Raw genomic sequence first — 18,197 nt, 5'->3', positions numbered from 1 at the left:
TAAAAGCGAAGCGTCTCTTAACCCTCTTTGTGAATAATTTTCTTAAAGATCTTATTGCACTGAGAGAAGAGAATGAGAAGTAAATGAGAAGATAAAACAAGTGTTAGGGATTAGGCCCGTAACCCGACCCCCGCAGCCCGATAACTTTCGACTTTAACCTCTAAAAGCGAAGCGTCTCTTAACCCTCTTTGTGAATAATTTTCTTAAAGATCTTATTGCACTGAGAGAAGAGAATGAGGAGTAAATGAGAAGATAAAACAAGTGTTAGGGATTAGGCCCGTAACCCGACCCTCGCAGCCCGATAATTTCGACTTTAACCTCTAAAAGCGCAGCGTCTCTTAGCTCTCTTTGTGCATACTTTTCTTAAAGATCTTATTGCACTGAGAGAAGTGAATGAGGAGTAAATGAGAAGACAGAACAGGTGTTAGGGATTAGGCTCGTGACTCGCTCCCCGCAGCCCGTTAACTTTCACTACGCCGTTTTTTAATCCGCTTTGGTGCCGGTAACTTATTGGTTAATAAAGCTAAACATAACACCACGATAAACAATATAGAATTAGCCCCCGCCTGCAGCGAATAATCAACCGACGAATGCAGCATCATTGCCACAATAGCTGTAGCACAACCAAACGCCACACCCTGATAAAGGGCCGTTTTGCGCGTTCGCATAGTATTAATACATAACCATAAACAATAAACCACTAACAGCCCCAAAAACGCCGTTGCAGGAATACCCAGCTCAACTGCAAATTGCACATAATCGTTATGCGCATTGTCGTAGTAGCCAGAGTAGGGCTCAGACTGATATGCAGGAAACGCAGTGTAAAAAGTACCGCCGCCCGAGCCTAATAACGGGTTATCTAAAATCAGCGGGATTGAGTCGCGTACAACTTCATCGCGAGTTTCCGATTGTAAACTGGTTTCGCTAATACGTTGTTTTACCTTTTCTACATCGAAAATGGCACCAATGATGATTAAATCGATAATGAAAAAGCTCACAATCAGCAATTTAAATGCTTTAGGCTTTTGCTTATAAACAAACAGCGCCAGTAAGCTCACTATAATTAAGGCGATAAAAAAAGCCGAATTACCCATGCGACTACGGGTTAAAATAAGCGCCACAATTATAATAATTAGCGATATACGCAAAATTATTTTAGAGCTTAATATAATCTCAGCCCAAGCACGTAGCGTTTGTTTTAAAGTAGGTTTATAGCCATTGTTAGTGCGTTTTAATTCGCTAATTAAAACGCCAATGCCTAAACATAAACACAGCGCTAAGTAGTTAGCTAAAAAGTTAGAATAGGTAAAGGTACCAATCGCGCGGTCGGTGTGTTTGTAGCCAAATAAAGGGCTAACAATATCGGGCGATAAGTTTAAGTAACTAGCATACAAAGCCTGAAAAACACCAGCGCAAATGACGGCGTAAATTAATTTTTTAATACGATTTACATTATTACAGTAATTAAATATTAACCAGCTCAACATTATTAAAAAACTGGTTTTTAATAACATTTGTTTGGTTTGAAAAGCATCAACACTTACGCCAAATAACTGAACCGCGCACACCAAAGCAACAATGCCTAAGGCAGTAAATAACGGCCAAGTATATCGAGGTGGTAATAGTGCTTGTTGGTTATTTAAAACACTGTTTGCCAAGTGAGTAATAAAGGTAAAGCTAGTTAAAATACCAATAGCTAAAATTGCCCAAGGCCTGTAACTACCTAAAGGAAGGGGAAGCAAAAAAAGGATCAGGCAAATAAGAAAAAATATAAAACGATTCAAAATAAACTCAAACAAAGTAAAAACGCAGCCAATTGGCTGCGTTTGAATATACTAATAGTAAAAACTAGTTACCGACTTCAGATATACCGTTATCACCGCCTGTACCACCAGAACCTGGAGGTGTTGGTAATGTTGGTAAGCTACCTACTGGCGGAGCAGGCTGACCTGCACCCGGGCCTGCAGCCGTTGCTTCAGAAGCGGTTGTTGCATCAACACCTGCGGTAATTGCTGCTAGGGTAATTGCATCAGTATCTAAACCAGCATCCGAAAGAGCAGCTAAAAAGTCAGAAATTAATGGATTGTCTGCACCAAAACGTGCCACAACAGCAGCAACCATTGCATCTATATCAGCAGCGCCACAAGCGCCATTAAGCAGTTTTTCGTCTAGCTTAATTTTTTCTTTATTTTTACAAATACGTTTAATCGCTTCTACTAAATCTTCGCGTAATTGCTCTGGCGTAGTATCTGCTGTTACGTTATTAAGAATATCAATAATGCTATTTATGCTCACTTCTTGAACCACTGCATTATTATCCGTTTGTGCATAGGTTGGCAAAGCAGTTAGAGCAGACGCACTAGCTACTAAGCCAGCTAAAATTAATTTTTTCATTTCTCGTCCCTTGGTTGAGTACTAATTGCAAAATTTTAGCGCATCGGTGCAAAAAGTAAACTCTTTATTTACGCCATTTTCATTAGATTTAATAATTTTTGATGGTGGCAGTATTAAATTACCTTGTACCCCATCACATCCTAGGTATTCAAGTATTTCTAAAGTCTCGGTTTTTTCAATTAAACAGGCTAAAACTTTAATACCAAAGCCATGACAAATATTATTAACTGTTTGAATATAAAATTGACTTTGCGGGTTAGTTACCAAATCTTGAATGTAACTACCATCAATTTTAACGTACTCAATATCAAGACCTTGTAAATACCTAAACGACGTTAAGCTAGTACCAAAGTGTTCAATACACACATTAATACCCAGCTCTTTAATTGCATCTATATGTAAAGACGCAACATGCACGTTATAAAGCAAACCAATTTCATGTAGTTCAAACACTAAGTTTGTTTTAATTACCGGTTTAGTGTGCGAGTAAAGGGTAAGCCATTGTATAAAGTCGGCTGAATACAATGATGCTTTACTAATATTCAACGCAAACACATCATTAGGGTAGTGCTCTTTTACATCTACAAAGCTACGTATAATTTTTTTATCGAGTTCTTCGGTTAAATTTAACTTTTCAGCCATCGCAAATAAGTGACCATTATTTACCTTTTCGCCTTCATGAATAAAGTGTACAAATACCTCAAAGTAACACTGAGAATCAGTTTTATTAGCTTGTTTAACAGGTTGCACCGAAAAACTCACTTCGCCAGCATTTATAATCGACTTAATTAAGGTACGCCATTGGTTAACACTAAATAATGACTCTTTATCGTTTTTATCAAACGTAGTGTCTTCACCTATAGTGCAACCAGTATCAAGTAGCGATAACACTTCACCTAAACTCGCTCCTTGCTCAACGCCAACAATGGCTAAATTAGCGTAACCGTTTATGTGTGAACTATTTTCTTTTTGACTTAATTTATCGTTTAGGTCTAGGCGAGCTTTATTTAAAAGTAAAACGTCATATGGGGCCATTAAAACAAACGTCCCTCCGTTAAGTCTAAACACGTTTGAGTTTGGTAATTCATCAGCAACATGTTTAAGTATTTTAGCTGCATCAAGTACATGCTGATCACCGTCTTGGTAGCTTACTACTTGGTTAATGTTATTTAACGAGGGTAGGGTAAGCATCATCGCGGTAATTGGCGTATCGTCAGTAATATTATTTACAACAGAATTAAAGTGGTTTTCAAACGACTTACGGTTACCCAACCCCGTTAACGAATCTATATAAACTTCTTCAGTAAGCGCTTGTGTTTGTTTGGTCAGCGAATCAAACGTACTTTGTAAGTTTATAACCATGTTATTTATGGCTTGGGTTACTGTGCGAAGCTCCCGTGCTACTGGTATTTCTTTATTTAAGGTAAAGCGTTTTCGAGTCACTAAAGTGGCTTGGTCTTCTACTGCTTTTAACGGCTTAAATACTGCGCGTAAAATTAAAAATGCAATAGCCAGCGATGCTGCTAATAGCAAAAATGAGCTATATAAGCTGCGGAGTGTGTGTTGCCATAAGGTAAGGTAAGATTGCCCAGTATGGCTGGTTACATCAAGTGTGCCTGCCATCATCCAACCATTGTTTATTTCAGAATGCATAGTTGGTGCACTTAGCTCAACAGCACCTATAAACCAAACAGGAACTGATTCAACGCGCTTAGGGTTTTGTAATTCAAAAACGATGTTGTTTTGCACGTCGGTAAATTTAATTTGGCTGTAATAACCAGAGTCAAAAATAGCGGTTGCCATCGTTTGTGCAATCATTAGGCTGTCGTCTTCTAAATAAGGTGATATCGAAAGCCCTAAACTGGTAGCCGTGTCTTGCGCATGGCTGGCCATTTGCGTTTGTAAATAATTACGGGTTGTATCCACATCGGTGATAACACGTACGCAAAATGAAATAACCGAAATTAAAATGATCAAGCCATATACTTGGGTTTTTAAACTCAATCCATGTTTAAAGAGTCGAGACATAACTACTAGTTCCTTTATTGTTACCGTTGGCAGGCGCAAGCTCGCCTTGTTCAATTCGTTCAAGCATGGTGTTCCAAGCAGAAACGCCACGACTATTTTTAACCTTATTACCTAACCCTTTCGATTTGGCTAACCATAAACCTTGGCCATTAAAACTATAGATAGGTTTTAGATCACCCCGATTACTAGCAGGCACTAATTTTGTATTAAAATTGTCGAGCACCAGCGGTATTTGGTTAGGTTGTTCAAAGTATATAAGCACCATGTGAGGTTGATTAACCGTACGCTGGCGTACATACATAAAGCGTATTTTATCTTCTGGGATACCTAAAGCGATTAAAGTAAAATATTTAGCAATAACATAATCTTCACAGTCACCCATGCCCACACCTAAGCTTTCTAGTGGAGTGGCCCAGTAATCTTTTTTTTGCCAAAGTTCGTCATCGGTTTTGTACTTTATATGCTTATTAAAAAAATCATTAACTAAATGAATTTTTTGCCATTCGCTTTTGTCGGCAGAGTCATCTATAAAACTCAGCCAGTTTTTTATTCTTTGGTGGCCAGCATCACCATAAAACTGTTTGGCACGGGTAATTATATCGCTATTACGCAAATGTAAAAGCATGTCTTGTGCACAAGCAAAAAAAGACACTAATATAATGATGCAAATTCCTACGCGCACAAATCCCATCCCTTAAAAGTTAACAAATCCATTATATTCCCATTGAAACTAAAATGATAGATTATAAAAAAAGCAAAAATAAACCGTTAACAAATAATTAACCTAAAACAATCAAAAAGGCTGCTTTTTATATTGAGCGATTGTTTGTGTTGTGTATAATACTCGCCCATACAGTTAGTAGAGTTTAAAACCCGCTTTTCGAAGTGGCATTTATAAATAGCTACGTTATAACCAAAAGTAACTATAAAAGGAATTGAAGTGAAAGTATTAAAAGCAGTCTTGCCTGTTGCAGGCTTGGGTACCCGTATGTTACCCGCTACCAAAGCAACGCCAAAGGAGATGCTTCCACTAGTCGCTCCTCCACCTTATACATTTAAAATAAGTATCTCAAACTATTCAATAAGCTAGTAGTTTTAAGCTAACTTAATATATTTTATTATGTCACAGTTTTTACAGAAGTCAGATTTTCTATGGATCAAAAAATATGAAATACAGAGCTGAGATTGATGGTTTAAGAGCATTAGCAATTTTACCTGTATTATTTCATCACTCAGGGTTACACCTTTTACCTGGTGGTTTTGCCGGAGTTGATGTTTTTTTTGTAATATCGGGGTATTTAATTACAACTATTTTGCTTAAAGAGATCTCTGAAGGGAAGTTTTCTCTGTCGTCTTTTTATGAGAGACGTGCTAGAAGAATATTACCTGCAATGGCTTTTATGATTGTTGTTAGTAGTTTTCTATCCTTTTTCTTTTTAGATCCAGCATCAATGAAAATGCTCGGTTATAGTATTGTTGCAGTGTCAACATTTATGGCTAATATATTCTTCTTTCTTAAGCTTGACTATTTTAACCCAAGTGCCGAGCTAAACCCAATGTTACACATGTGGAGTTTAGCTGTAGAAGAACAATTTTATCTATTTTTCCCATTTATCTTACTCTTGCTTACAAGGTTTAAGAAACATATATTTCTTGCTCTATCAGTAATTCTTATTATTTCATTACTGTCTATGTTCTTAACTTCAAATCAATCAGTTAACTTTTATCTAATCCACACTAGAGCGTGGGAGCTTCTTGCTGGATCAATTTGTTCTGTTTTAATTACTAAAAATGCCTTATCAGCCATAAATGAAAGCCTTAAAGGGTGGTTAAGTATTTTGGCTATACTTTTGCTCATTATTTCTTATTCAACATATTCTTACGAATATGCCTTCCCTGGTTGGTTTACTATACTGCCGGTCATTTCAACGGCACTAATAATTTTATTCGCAAGTGAAAATAATATAGTTGGTAAAATGCTGTCTAGTAAGATATTAGTTTTTATAGGTCTAATTTCCTATAGCTTGTATTTATGGCATCAGCCAATTTTTGCTTTCGCAAAATTAATGACGTTAGAGTCTTTAACTAATGAGTTAATTGCTCTCTCAATGCTCATAGTTTTTCTTTTATCCTTATTGTCTTATCAATATGTTGAGAAGCCTTTCAGAAGAAAATCGAATAAATCTACAAAAACAGTGCTAACGTTATCTGTTTTTAGCTTATTAGTCATGTCTGTAATGGGCTTATTACTCTCCCTATATCCAAAGTTTGGTGGTTTTAGTAAAGCTGAAATTACTCAATCAAAGCCAAGCATCGGTCTAAATAAACTATGTAACTTCAAATCAGACTTTCAGATACTTGATGAATGTAAAACTAGTGAGAACCCTGAAACAATTTTATGGGGCGACTCATATGCAATGCATTTAGTAAAAGGCTTATCTAAAAACAATGAACTTATTCAAGCGACAAAAAGTGCTTGTTCTCCAAATGTTTCTTTATCAACTTTTCCAAATTTTAAAAGTTATAATTTAAACTGGTCAAAATCTTGTTTTAAATTCAATAATGATGTTATCAATGAGATAGAAAATAATTCGCAGATTAAAACAGTAATTCTCTCTTCTGCATTCGAGCAATGGTTTAAGTATGATTACTTTGATGGTACTAGAGTTCTTAAGAATGATTTTGATGCCTATTTAATCTCGTTCAAACAAACGTTATCAAGACTCAGCTCAACAGGTAAACGTATATTTGTTGTTAGTCCTCCTCCTAACAATGGTAAAAATATTGGTCAATGTTTGTTGAGAAAGCATTATAATTTAATCTCCTACTCAGACTTTATTGATAATAATTGTACATTTCAAAAAAATGAGTTTTCTCAATACTACTCGAAAATTCTTCATTTTCTTAAAGATGTTGAAAGCTATCCTAACGTTAAGCTGATTGATTTAAGTAAATCAATGTGTTCAAAAAGTGGTTGTGTGACTTTTGAACAAAATTCTTTGTATTTAGATACGGGCCACTTAAATGATTTTGGTTCAGAATATGTAGGAAAAATTATTAATCCAATTATTAATTAAGTAAGAATTTTGTTTTTAACATTTTTGCAACACAAAGCAATGCAAAAGACTGTTTATTTTATTGAGTGAATTAATAACTAGTGTATAATATCCGCTTGAAATACCTTAAGCGATAAACCTTGCTTTAGGTTAAGAGCAATAAAAGTAACTATAAAAGGAATTGAAGTGAAAGTATTAAAAGCAGTCTTGCCTGTTGCAGGCTTGGGTACCCGTATGTTACCCGCCACCAAAGCAACGCCAAAGGAAATGCTTCCACTAGTAGACAAACCTCTGATTCAATACGTTGTAAACGAAGCGGTAAAGGCCGGTATTAAAGAAATTATACTAGTCACACATGCTTCCAAAAACGCAATAGAAAATCATTTTGACACTAGCTTTGAGCTAGAAGCAACCTTAGAGGCCCGTGTAAAGCGCAGCCTGCTAGAAGAGGTGCGTTCAATAATCCCGCGAGATGTAAGTATTATTTCGGTTCGTCAATCGGCGCCGTTAGGCTTAGGACACGCAATACTTGAAACTCGCCCAATCATCGGCAATAACCCTTTTGCGATTTTATTGCCTGACGTAATTATCGATCAATATAAGTCAAATCTTAAGGTTGATAACCTAGCGCAAATGATCGACCGGTTTGAACTCACCCAACATAACCAAATTATGGTTGAACCTGTCCCACACGAGGAAGTGCACAACTATGGTGTGGTTGATTTGGCGGGTAAAAATATTGCGCCTGGCGAAAATGCAGCCATTACCAATATGGTTGAAAAACCAAATAATGATGAAGCGCCTAGTAATTTAGCCATAACAGGGCGTTATGTTGTATCGCCTGCTATTTGGGACTTGCTCGAGTTTACACCTCCAGGAGCTGGCGGCGAAATACAATTAACAGATGCATTACTGCAGTTACGTCATCTTGAAACAATTGAAGCGTATCATTTAAAAGGTAAGTCGCACGATTGCGGCTCAAAACTTGGCTATATGTTGGCAAATGTAGAGTATGCAATGCAATCAACCTCAATGGGTGAAGAGTTTACCAAGCGCGTCAAGCAATTGTTGGCGTAGTTTATTATATTTCAAGGATTTAAAATGAAAATCACTATCGCTGGTACTGGCTATGTAGGCTTGTCAAATGCTGTATTATTAGCACAACATAATGAAGTAATAGCTCTTGATGTAATACAAGAGAAAGTAGAGCTAATCAATAATAAAATATCTCCTATCTCAGATGATAAAATTGAAGATTTTCTTGCAAATAAAGAATTAAACTTAGAGGCTACAACAGATAAACATAGAGCATTTAAGAATGCTGATTATGTTGTAATTGCAACACCTACAGATTATAACGTTGAAAATAACTACTTTGATACAAGCTCAGTTGAAGCAGTAATCAAAGATGTTATCGAGATAAATCCTAAGGCAATAATGATAATAAAGTCTACAGTCCCTGTTGGCTTTACAAAGAGAATTAAACAAAAATTTTGTCACAATAATATTATATTTTCGCCCGAATTTTTAAGAGAAGGCAAAGCTTTACACGATAACTTGTATCCATCAAGAATAATTGTAGGTGAAAAATCTGAACGGGCTGTGGTTTTTGCCAAACTTTTAGCTCAAGGAGCTATAAAAGAAGATATAGAAATTCTATACACTAACTCAACAGAAGCTGAAGCTGTCAAATTATTTTCCAATACGTATTTAGCAATGCGAGTCTCATACTTTAACGAGTTAGACACTTACGCTGAGACTCATGGGTTAGACTCAAAGCAAATCATTGAAGGCGTTTGTTTAGATCCAAGAATAGGTAACCATTACAACAATCCTTCATTCGGTTATGGTGGCTATTGTTTACCTAAAGACACTAAACAATTAAGAGCTAACTTTGAAGACGTCCCAAATAGTTTAATAAAATCAATCGTAGACGCGAACACCACAAGAAAAGATCATATAGCCTTTTCAATTATCAATAAAAACCCAAAAGTAGTAGGTGTATATAGACTTATAATGAAATCAGGTTCAGATAACTTTAGAGCATCTTCTATACAAGGGATAATGAAAAGAATAAAAGCTCGAGGTATTGAAGTAGTCGTTTATGAACCAGAATTACGCGAAAGTGATTTCTTCAACTCTCAGGTAATAAATGATTTGGTAGAATTTAAAACCAAATGTGATGTAATTGTAGCAAATAGAATGGAAGAAGCTTTAAGCGATGTTGTAGATAAAGTATATACGCGCGACTTATTCGGCAATGATTAATTTTTAAGTGAGGTTTAGATGTTAATTTCTATTTGTTTATGCACATACAAAAGAGCTCACTTAATTAAAACACTTGAAAGCATCAATGCATTAACAATCCCTGATAACACAGAGATTGAGGTGATTGTTATAGATAATGATGAAGGCAAGTATGCAGAATCAATTGTGTTTGAAAAAAGCCATAATTATAGACATAGATTAACCTATATAAATCAACCAATAAAAAATATCTCTATTGCAAGGAACGAATATTTAAAAGCAGCAAAAGGAGAGTATATAGCCTCGCTAGATGACGACGAAATTGTTGATAAGGAGTGGTTAGTCAACCTTTTAAATACGGCCGTTAAATACAAGGCGAGCGTTGTTTTTGGTCAAGTAAAGCCTATTTACCCTAATCATACTCCTAATTGGATTGTACAAGGGCGTTTTTTTGATAGAAAGGTTAGAGAAACAGGCACTGAAGTAAGTAGCGGTGGCGCTGGCTGTACTTTAATCCGTAAAGAGGCTTTATTAAAAACAGGGTATACCTTTGATGCTAAGTTTGGAAAAACGGGTGGTGAAGACTCTGATCTTTTTTATAGATTACATAAAAAAGGGTTTAAGCTTGTTTATTGCAAAGAAGCATTTGTATCCGAAGAGGTAGAACCCGAAAGGCTAAACTGTAAATACTTGTTTAAAAGAGCAATACGTATAGGTCAAACTTTTTCAAGGTATAGATTTACACTTATTGGTTTTACAGTGAGTAAAAGTCTATACATTAGCAAAGCAATCTTAAAAATGTTTTTATATGCGTTTTTGAGTGTTTGCGCTTTACCATTTGGGAAAGCTACATATATTACATATGTGTTAAAAATGCTGGATAATTTTGGGAAATGTTATTTTTTTGCCACTAATGATGACTTAGTTGAATTATACAAATGAATTTGGCTCAAAAATTTTTGCAATCGTATGGACTGTTCATAATATTTCTATTCTGTTTTGGCATATTAACGCCAGATTTAGATGCAAAATTTTCTCTGATGGATTTAGATCTAGAGCAACAGTTAAACGCTAGTGCTGGGAGTAATATATTTAAACAATTATTATGGTCGTCTTTGTTTGTTTTTTATGTTGCCAGCTTCTTTTTAGCAGGTAGTTATAAAAAAGTTAGCAGAAATTTTTATTTAAAATCTTTGCTATTATTGATGATTGTTTTCATCTCTTTAATAAGTGCCTTTTGGTCTAACTATCCTAGTTATGTTTTAAAAAGATCTCTTTTTCAGCTGATATTTATCTCAAGTATTATTTTAGCCTTTTACTACTCGTTTATTAATAAAACACTTGAACGATCGATAATGCTGACTGTTTACAGTTATTTATTCATAACTTTAGTCAGTATTTTACTTGGTGTGGGTTTTACAGCTGATTCCGCTTTAGCAGGTTTCGCTAAAAATAAAAACTTGATGGGTATAAATTTAGCGGTATTAATAATTACATTTCATTCGCTTAAAAAAAGTTACAATTTTAACTTTAGGAATTTTAAGAATATTCTAGTCCTTTTGATAATATTATTACTTTTAACTAAAAGTAAAACTAGCATATTTTTAGTGCTATTTTACTTTACTATGTCAAATATACATTTTAAATATGTCAAAGCCTCATTACTAATAATTTTAGCTTCATGTGTGAGTATGTTTTTGTTATTGCCCCTGCTTTCTTACTTGTTAAATGATTATTATCATATAGGGAAGCTTGTTGATGCAAACTTCATGACAGGGAGGGGCTTTATATGGAATATTCTATACTATGATCTTGAGTATTTTGACAAATTGCTAAGTGGTTATGGTTATGGAAGCTACTTTGGTGTACCTCAAATACCGTATTTCTTTGATGTAGATAATAGTTTTATCCAATATATTAATTCTGCTCACAATGGCTTTATAGAATTGTATTTACAGTTTGGTGCACTTATAACAATTGCTATTATAGCCATTTTTGCAATGTGTATGAAGGGCTTAAATTCTTCACATTTATTAGCTGGTTTAAGTGTGATTGTTCTTCATAATATTACAGAAGCATCTTTTTACAAAGATAGCACCAGTATATGGGTTTTATATCTTTTAATATTTTCTATTTCTATTTTTAGTAAAAAATTATCAATAAATTCAGGGAAGTTAGGTACATAAATGAAAGTTGCAATTATACATGATTGGTTAGTGGTTAACGGTGGGGCTGAGAAGGTTTTAAATGAGATACTTGAGCTTTATCCTAAAGCTGACATTTTCACGTTAGTAGATTATTTACCCGAAGAAGATCGTACTTGGCTTAAATCGGTGAAAATACACACATCTTTCATTCAGAGGCTGCCATTCGCCAATAAAATGTACCGAAATTATTTTCCACTTTTCCCAATTGCTATCGAGCAATTCGATTTGTCTAGTTATGACCTTGTCATATCGTCGAGTTATTCTGCTGCAAAAGGTGTAATAACGGGTCCTGATCAACTTCATGTTAGCTATTGCCACTCACCAGCAAGGTATGCATGGGATATGCAAGAGCAATACTTAAAAGAAAGTGGTAATGATAAGGGGTTGAAATCAATAATAGCTCGCTATTTTTTACATAAGTTTAGAATTTGGGATACGAGAACGGCTAATGGCGTAGATACATTCATTGCAAACTCTTCATTTATTAAAAAACGAATTTATAAATGCTATAGAAGAGTGGCTGAAGTTATCTATCCTCCAGTTAATATTGAAAAATTTAAACTGGAAACAACAAAAGAAGACTTCTATCTTGCAGCGTCGCGCCTAGTGCCATACAAAAGGCTTGATTTAATAGCTGAGGCATTTGTAAAAATGCCAACAAAGCAGCTTAAAATTATAGGTGATGGCCCCCAAATGCAAAAAATTAAAGATATTGTTGGTAATGCTGACAATATAGAAATTTTAGGATACCAGTCAGACGAAGTGATGTTAAAAAATATGCAAAAGGCAAAAGCATTTGTATTTGCTGCTGAAGAAGACTTCGGAATAATTCCTGTTGAGGCCCAGGCATGTGGAACACCCGTTATTGCATTTGGAAAAGGCGGTTGTTTAGAAACGGTTAATCATGGGATCAGTGGCGTTCACTTTAAAAAGCAAACAACCAAATGTTTGATTGAGGCTGTAGAATCCTTTGAATCTAGTAGTTATACATTCGATCCTAATGAGGTAAGAAAAAATGCAGAAAAGTTCTCCAATGAGGCTTTTAGAAGCAATATGACTAACTTAATAGAAAGCGCTCTTAGAGAAAAAAATTGAAAATATTACATATACATCAAGACTTTCCTGACGGTAGAGATTATCCACACACAAAAGCAGTTTCAAATTTAATCGATGCAGTTGAAGAATTAGATCAAGGTATTGTAAATTTTGTACTATCCATAAATAGAAGCAGTAATCCTTTCTCTATGTCATTGAAAGGCTTTGAACGAGGTGTATCAATTGTTTTTTGGGGACTGCCTATTGCTTTTATCTATAGGCTGCAAATTAAAATTAGTGCAATGTACCTAACAAAAAAATTAAAGCTAAAAGATTTTGATTTAATACATGCTCATAAGCTGACCACTGAAGGTATTTTTGCGTTTTATTTGAGTAAATATTCAGGGGTTCCTTTCGTTGTTTCTGTACGTGGTGGTAGTGATTTAAATAACATAAAAAGGTTGAAGGATTGTGAACCATTATTCAAAAAAGTTTTTGCTCGTGCAAAGCATATATTTTGGGTTAGTCCTTGGGCAAAAAAGTTTATGTATAAAATAGCAAAAGCAGAGACTCCTTCTAGCAAGCTTCCTAACATATGTGAGATAGATCATATTATTCCTCAAAGGATTAATAATATTAATTCAAATTATATATCAATCGTTAGCTTTCATCAGTATAAGCGCAAAGGCATTATCCCTTTGTTAGAGGCAATCAATGCTCTCAAAAGCGATGATATATTTATAAAACTAGATATTATTGGAGGCGGGAATCTTCATGACAAAAAAGTTATTTCAAACAAAATTAAAGAGCTTTCTTTAAATGATAATATAAATTTAATAGGTGTTTTACCTCATCCAAAGCTAATTGAAAGATTAAAAAATTCTAAGGCTCTTCTAATGCCTGCTATAAATGAAACATTTGGAATGGCTTACATTGAGGCTTTAGCATCAGGATGCCCAATTATGTATATGAAAAACACTGGGGTTGATGGGCATTTAGATGACCTTGATGTCGGTGTAAAACTTACATGTCAAACCAGTGATGAAATTAAACTTGGTATTTTAGAGTTGGAAAAAAATTACCAACAATTTTCAGATAATATTTGGTCAATCAATAAAGCTGGTGAGTTAGAAAAGTTCACTGGTGAAGTTGTTGCCAGTCATTATTTAAAGGTACTAAACAGTGTTAAATAATCTAAAGCTTTTCTTTTACTATATTTTACTTTCTAAGCTCCCATCGGCACGTTTTACATTTATCTTCTCTAATATAAGAGTTTGGTATCTCCATAATATTCTGAAGATTTTAGATAAAAATGGTAATCAATCAATGATTGGTTCAAATGTATATATTGGTCGAGCGAATAAAATAAAAATAGGGCAAGGCGCAAGAATTAATGAAAATGTTTATTTAGAAAGTGTGAAAATAGGCGATGATGTAATGATAGCTCCAAATGTATCAATATTAAGCCGTATGCACGAGTTCGAGTCTATAGAACTGCCAATGTCACTTCAAGGTTATAAAAAAGAAAAAAAAGTTATTATTGGTAATGATGTATGGTTAGGTCGTAATGTAGTTGTGCTCCCTGGTATCACTATAGGAAATGGTGCAATCATTGCCGCAGGCTCTGTCGTAACGAAAGATGTTGAATCGTATAGTATTGTTGGTGGTGTACCAGCTGAACTGATTAAAATGAGAAAATAGGTCTATAAATGAAAAACAGTAGAATTCTTACAGTCGTTAATGCAGGTGGCCATTTAACTCAAGCTATGTGTGTAATGAGTGTATTTGATGAGTTCCATTTAGTAACATCAATAAAGATTGAAGCAGAGTTAGCTGCTAAATCTGTAACGATTATTAATAGCACTCAATTTAACCCCTTAATACATATAAAAAATATTTTTAAAGCTTACCGTATTATAAAAAAAATTAACCCCGCGGCGATTTTTAGTACCGGAGGTCCTATTTGTATTCCTTTTGCTATTGTAGCAAAAATCTTAGGGATCAAGTTTATCTATTTGGATACATTATCAAGAGTTGTTGAATTGTCTAATACGGCGAAGTTTTTATATAAATTTAAGTTGGCTACTAAAATCATGTGCCAATGGGAAAACGTAGCTAACAAGTATCAAGGAGTAGAGTATTATGGGAAAACGTTCAATATATGTAACGACCGGAACATGCCACTTTGAGTTTAGCCGGATGTTAAACTTAGTTGAAAGCTGTTTGAAAAGTGTATCTGAAGTTTTTGATGTTTATTTGCAGTATGGTAATACAAATCCGATTGAGCTGACGGGAAATAGAGAAAAGAGAGATTTTTACTCTAGGGATCAATCTGAGTCACTGTATAAGAACTGCGATATAGTTTTTAGCCATTGTGGCATTGGCAGTATTTTTAATTCTTTAAAATATAATACCCCGACAGTAATAATTCCGAGGTTGAAAAAATTTGATGAGTTTTCTGACGATCATCAGTTACAAATAGCTGAAGAGATAAAGTTGAATCCGCTGGTTTTAATGTTAAACGAAGAAAATCCCCAACTATTTTTAGATTTTATAACCAAATACCAAAATCACAAGAAAGTGGAAGTTGATTTAATTAATTACAATTTAGCAAGCAAACTAAAAAGCATAATACTAGAAGATTAATGATGAAAGTAACTATAGCGGCAGTCCCGTATTCGGACAACTTAGGTGATGGTGTAATTGCAGATAATTTAGAGGATTTTTTACTCAGAGAATCTGACTGTGAAGTAACAATTTGTGACATATCTTACAGAACAGAAGTTTCTACATCTGTAAATAAAGAAAATAAACTTGATTTCTTTATGTCATTACCAAAGATTATTAGGCAACTTTTTGTTGTAACTTTTTTTACTCTCAAATACCTAACTAAGGGTAGAAAATATCTGTGCAAAAGGATTAAGGATGCTGATCTCCTATGTGTTGGAGGAGGCCAATTAATTAGTGATGTAGACCTTAACTTTCCGATAAAGTTGTATTTTTTAATAAGGGTTGCTGAAAGATATAATATACCTACAAAAATCATCTCTGTTGGTGTTGCTAATAAATGGAACTGGATAAGCAAGGCGCTAATGGGAAGAGTGCTTCGTTCACACACTGTATCTTTAGTTAGTGTTCGTGATGAGTTATCTAAGGAAAACTTGGCTAAGTATTTTGATTACACAGATAGTATTATATTACCTGACCCTGCATTAATGTCTTTGTATGTAAAAGAATATACTGAAAGTAAGCAAAGAAAAGACGATAAAAATTTTATTGGGGTAGGAATTGCTGATCTGAATGCGCTGAATTACTCCGCAGATAAATTGAGCTTAAGGGAGAATAACAAAAGTCTTCACTATTTAGAGATAATTAAGATGATAAATAATCTTGGGTTCAGAGCAACTTTATTTACAAATGGTGCAACAGAAGATGAAAGGTATCTTCATTCTGAACTATTACCGATATTAGATTCAGAGTTATTAGACTTTGAGGTTGCCGAAAGGCCTCGTACAACTGTTGAACTTGTAAATATTATAAGAAATACAAAAGGACTTATTGCCTTTAGACTTCATGCAAATATCATAGCAACAAGTTTTTCCATTCCTTGTTTTGCTATAGGCTGGGATAACAAGGTTAATTCTTTTTTTAAGTATATTAACGCAGAAGAATATGTATTCGAAAGCTTAGCTGTGGCTCTTTCGAAAAAAGACTTTATAAGTAAAAAGATTAATTATTCTTTAAATTATGATTTTGAAAAGGTAGTTCTTAGTTATAAAGAATTTTTCAAATTATGATCGAGATTAGTGTTACTCAGAAGTTGAATCGTGCAATATTAAGTAGCTTATCTGGAAAGTATGCAACTTACTTAATTCAAATTATATCGCTTATGATTTTAAGCAGGTTATTCGATCCCGCGACGTTTGGTAAAGTTGCAGCTATTCAAGTTTTTGTCATGTTTTTTCAGATGCTTTCATCATCTGGTCTAAACTCTGCGATAGTTTATAAAGATGAAATCTCGGTTAGTGAGCGAGATGGAATATTTAGTGCCACATTATTAGTCGGTATATTCGTCACTATTATATATTTATTGCTGAGCCCATCTATTTTTTCTTTATTAAGAGTTGATAGTGATTATTTTTTAAATATCATCTTAGCAATTTCTATAGTTTTTTCTGCATCTAGTATTATGCCTCTTGCTTCATTACAAAAAGATACTAAGTTTATTTTAGTTGCCAGAGCTGAGATTTTTGCTGAGCTAATGTCTTTATTAGCTTGTTATATAACTTATCTTAATGGTTATGAAGAAAGGGCTTTAGGTATTAAAATAGTTACAGTCGCTATTATTAGATTTATTGCATATTATTATTTTAGCTCCGAAACAGGTGTTGGTAGGCCATTTCTTGGAAGTAAAGTAAAATCAATAAACTCTTTAATGGGTGTTGCTAAGTTTCAATTAGCTTTCAATGTTGTAAACTATTTTTCAAGAAATTTAGACACCATACTTATTGCTAGATATTTTGGTGTTGCAACTGTAGGGTTTTATGAAAAATCTTATCAGTTAATGCGCTACCCTTTGCAAATGTTCACTTTTGCTATTACACCTGCATTACAGCCAGTGCTTACCAAATATAAGGATACACCTGAAATTGTAAAAAACGAGTTTTACAAAGTGGCCTTTAAATTAAGTCTCTTGGGTATATTTGCATCTACAATATTATTTTATAATGCAAAAGATGTAATATTTATCCTCTTTGGAAGTCAATGGGGTCAAACTATTCCTATATTACAAGTGCTCGCTGTAACAATTCCATTGCAAATGGTTTTAAGTTCTACAGGTGGAATTTATCAAGCTTTTGGTGCGACAAAGGACATGTTTAAGTGTGGCGTTTTTTCTTCTTTTCTAAATATATTAGCAATTTTAATTGGTATCTACTTAGGTAACGTTTTAGTTCTTTGTGGTTTGTTAACTCTTTCTTTTTTTATTAATTACTTACAATGCTTTTATGTATTACATAACAATGTTTTTAAGGCTAAGCTTGATTTTAAGTTTTTAAGTATAAGTTTAATTATTTTAATTCCATACACTAATTTCTTCTTTTTTGAGCAAGCTTATGTTTTTCCAAGCAACTATTTACAGGCCGTTTTAAATGTTCTTTTATTTTCGGCTTTTGCTCTCCCTTTAATTTTAGTGCTTTATTTTTTATTTAGAAAAAAGTTTATTAATTAA

At 34.1% G+C, this 18,197-nt stretch carries 15 protein-coding genes and 3 pseudogenes; 14 read left to right on the top strand and 4 right to left on the bottom strand.

Going from position 1 to position 18,197, the window contains the following annotated elements:
* Positions 1 to 461: 461 nt before the first annotated feature.
* The 4 genes from AAEY57_RS12860 to AAEY57_RS12845 all read right to left on the bottom strand — a co-directional run bounded on the left by AAEY57_RS12860 (position 462) and on the right by AAEY57_RS12845 (position 5,104).
* Positions 462 to 1,784 (bottom strand): O-antigen ligase family protein, encoded by a 1,323-nt coding sequence (locus AAEY57_RS12860; RefSeq protein ID WP_033103300.1) that lies wholly within the window; start codon positions 1,782 to 1,784, stop codon positions 462 to 464.
* A 64-nt stretch (positions 1,785 to 1,848) separates the two neighbouring features.
* Positions 1,849 to 2,394, bottom strand: coding sequence for a hypothetical protein (locus AAEY57_RS12855; protein WP_013464705.1), 546 nt, complete (start codon positions 2,392 to 2,394; stop codon positions 1,849 to 1,851).
* Positions 2,395 to 2,415: 21 nt separating this feature from the next.
* Positions 2,416 to 4,422 carry a bifunctional diguanylate cyclase/phosphodiesterase gene (locus AAEY57_RS12850; protein WP_350608032.1) on the bottom strand — a complete coding sequence of 669 codons (2,007 nt, stop codon included), beginning with the start codon at positions 4,420 to 4,422 and terminating at the stop codon, positions 2,416 to 2,418.
* Positions 4,406 to 5,104, bottom strand: coding sequence for a transglutaminase-like cysteine peptidase (locus AAEY57_RS12845; RefSeq protein WP_350608031.1), 699 nt, complete (start codon positions 5,102 to 5,104; stop codon positions 4,406 to 4,408). The genes AAEY57_RS12850 and AAEY57_RS12845 overlap by 17 nt, the downstream gene beginning before the upstream one ends.
* A gap of 258 nt (positions 5,105 to 5,362) precedes the next feature.
* Here AAEY57_RS12845 and AAEY57_RS12840 point away from each other — a divergent pair.
* From AAEY57_RS12840 to AAEY57_RS12780, 14 genes and pseudogenes are all read left to right on the top strand, one after another.
* Positions 5,363 to 5,467, top strand: a pseudogene (locus AAEY57_RS12840) (UTP--glucose-1-phosphate uridylyltransferase); the annotation flags it as partial.
* Between the two features lie 121 nt (positions 5,468 to 5,588).
* Positions 5,589 to 7,499 carry an acyltransferase family protein gene (locus AAEY57_RS12835; RefSeq protein WP_350608030.1) on the top strand — a complete coding sequence of 637 codons (1,911 nt, stop codon included), beginning with the start codon at positions 5,589 to 5,591 and terminating at the stop codon, positions 7,497 to 7,499.
* Positions 7,500 to 7,664: 165 nt separating this feature from the next.
* A complete protein-coding gene (galU, locus tag AAEY57_RS12830; RefSeq protein WP_036956277.1) occupies positions 7,665 to 8,555 on the top strand; it encodes a UTP--glucose-1-phosphate uridylyltransferase GalU in 891 nt (296 codons plus the stop codon).
* Between the two features lie 24 nt (positions 8,556 to 8,579).
* Positions 8,580 to 9,746 (top strand): nucleotide sugar dehydrogenase, encoded by a 1,167-nt coding sequence (locus AAEY57_RS12825; RefSeq protein ID WP_350608029.1) that lies wholly within the window; start codon positions 8,580 to 8,582, stop codon positions 9,744 to 9,746.
* An 18-nt stretch (positions 9,747 to 9,764) separates the two neighbouring features.
* Complete coding sequence (locus AAEY57_RS12820) at positions 9,765 to 10,667, top strand: glycosyltransferase family 2 protein (RefSeq protein WP_076920853.1); 903 nt, start codon at positions 9,765 to 9,767, stop codon at positions 10,665 to 10,667.
* On the top strand, positions 10,664 to 11,911 hold the full coding sequence (locus AAEY57_RS12815) for an O-antigen ligase domain-containing protein (RefSeq protein WP_350608028.1): 1,248 nt from the start codon (positions 10,664 to 10,666) through the stop codon (positions 11,909 to 11,911). Before AAEY57_RS12820 ends, AAEY57_RS12815 begins: the two co-directional genes overlap by 4 nt.
* Positions 11,912 to 13,027 carry a glycosyltransferase family 4 protein gene (locus AAEY57_RS12810; RefSeq protein WP_350608027.1) on the top strand — a complete coding sequence of 372 codons (1,116 nt, stop codon included), beginning with the start codon at positions 11,912 to 11,914 and terminating at the stop codon, positions 13,025 to 13,027. It abuts the gene before it with no gap.
* Positions 13,024 to 14,160, top strand: coding sequence for a glycosyltransferase (locus AAEY57_RS12805; RefSeq protein WP_350608026.1), 1,137 nt, complete (start codon positions 13,024 to 13,026; stop codon positions 14,158 to 14,160). Before AAEY57_RS12810 ends, AAEY57_RS12805 begins: the two co-directional genes overlap by 4 nt.
* A gap of 133 nt (positions 14,161 to 14,293) precedes the next feature.
* Positions 14,294 to 14,416 (top strand): annotated as a pseudogene (locus tag AAEY57_RS21430) (hypothetical protein); the annotation flags it as partial.
* An 87-nt stretch (positions 14,417 to 14,503) separates the two neighbouring features.
* Positions 14,504 to 14,662 (top strand): annotated as a pseudogene (locus tag AAEY57_RS21425) (DapH/DapD/GlmU-related protein); the annotation flags it as partial.
* Positions 14,663 to 14,676: 14 nt separating this feature from the next.
* Complete coding sequence (locus AAEY57_RS12795; RefSeq protein WP_350608024.1) at positions 14,677 to 15,156, top strand: hypothetical protein; 480 nt, start codon at positions 14,677 to 14,679, stop codon at positions 15,154 to 15,156.
* Positions 15,110 to 15,613, top strand: coding sequence for a glycosyltransferase (locus AAEY57_RS12790; RefSeq protein ID WP_075169361.1), 504 nt, complete (start codon positions 15,110 to 15,112; stop codon positions 15,611 to 15,613). Before AAEY57_RS12795 ends, AAEY57_RS12790 begins: the two co-directional genes overlap by 47 nt.
* Positions 15,613 to 16,764, top strand: a complete 1,152-nt coding sequence (locus AAEY57_RS12785) for a polysaccharide pyruvyl transferase family protein (protein WP_036956288.1) — start codon at positions 15,613 to 15,615, stop codon at positions 16,762 to 16,764. The genes AAEY57_RS12790 and AAEY57_RS12785 overlap by 1 nt, the downstream gene beginning before the upstream one ends.
* Positions 16,761 to 18,197 (top strand): oligosaccharide flippase family protein, encoded by a 1,437-nt coding sequence (locus AAEY57_RS12780; RefSeq protein WP_350608023.1) that lies wholly within the window; start codon positions 16,761 to 16,763, stop codon positions 18,195 to 18,197. Before AAEY57_RS12785 ends, AAEY57_RS12780 begins: the two co-directional genes overlap by 4 nt.

This window comes from Pseudoalteromonas sp. MER144-MNA-CIBAN-0113 (assembly GCF_040308965.1).
GTDB lineage: Bacteria > Pseudomonadota > Gammaproteobacteria > Enterobacterales > Alteromonadaceae > Pseudoalteromonas > Pseudoalteromonas tetraodonis.
This window is presented reverse-complemented; position numbering and strand designations above follow the sequence as displayed.

What these genes read in the sequence shown, in the direction of transcription:
- AAEY57_RS12855 (WP_013464705.1), bottom strand. Translation starts at nt 2,394, where the DNA reads ATGAAAAAATTAATTTTAGCTGGCTTAGTAGCTAGTGCGTCTGCTCTA.
- AAEY57_RS12850 (WP_350608032.1), bottom strand. Translation starts at nt 4,422, where the DNA reads ATGTCTCGACTCTTTAAACATGGATTGAGTTTAAAAACCCAAGTATAT.
- AAEY57_RS12835 (WP_350608030.1), top strand. Translation starts at nt 5,589, where the DNA reads ATGAAATACAGAGCTGAGATTGATGGTTTAAGAGCATTAGCAATTTTA.
- AAEY57_RS12825 (WP_350608029.1), top strand. Translation starts at nt 8,580, where the DNA reads ATGAAAATCACTATCGCTGGTACTGGCTATGTAGGCTTGTCAAATGCT.
- AAEY57_RS12820 (WP_076920853.1), top strand. Translation starts at nt 9,765, where the DNA reads ATGTTAATTTCTATTTGTTTATGCACATACAAAAGAGCTCACTTAATT.
- AAEY57_RS12815 (WP_350608028.1), top strand. Translation starts at nt 10,664, where the DNA reads ATGAATTTGGCTCAAAAATTTTTGCAATCGTATGGACTGTTCATAATA.
- AAEY57_RS12810 (WP_350608027.1), top strand. Translation starts at nt 11,912, where the DNA reads ATGAAAGTTGCAATTATACATGATTGGTTAGTGGTTAACGGTGGGGCT.
- AAEY57_RS12795 (WP_350608024.1), top strand. Translation starts at nt 14,677, where the DNA reads ATGAAAAACAGTAGAATTCTTACAGTCGTTAATGCAGGTGGCCATTTA.
- AAEY57_RS12790 (WP_075169361.1), top strand. Translation starts at nt 15,110, where the DNA reads ATGGGAAAACGTTCAATATATGTAACGACCGGAACATGCCACTTTGAG.
- AAEY57_RS12785 (WP_036956288.1), top strand. Translation starts at nt 15,613, where the DNA reads ATGATGAAAGTAACTATAGCGGCAGTCCCGTATTCGGACAACTTAGGT.
- AAEY57_RS12780 (WP_350608023.1), top strand. Translation starts at nt 16,761, where the DNA reads ATGATCGAGATTAGTGTTACTCAGAAGTTGAATCGTGCAATATTAAGT.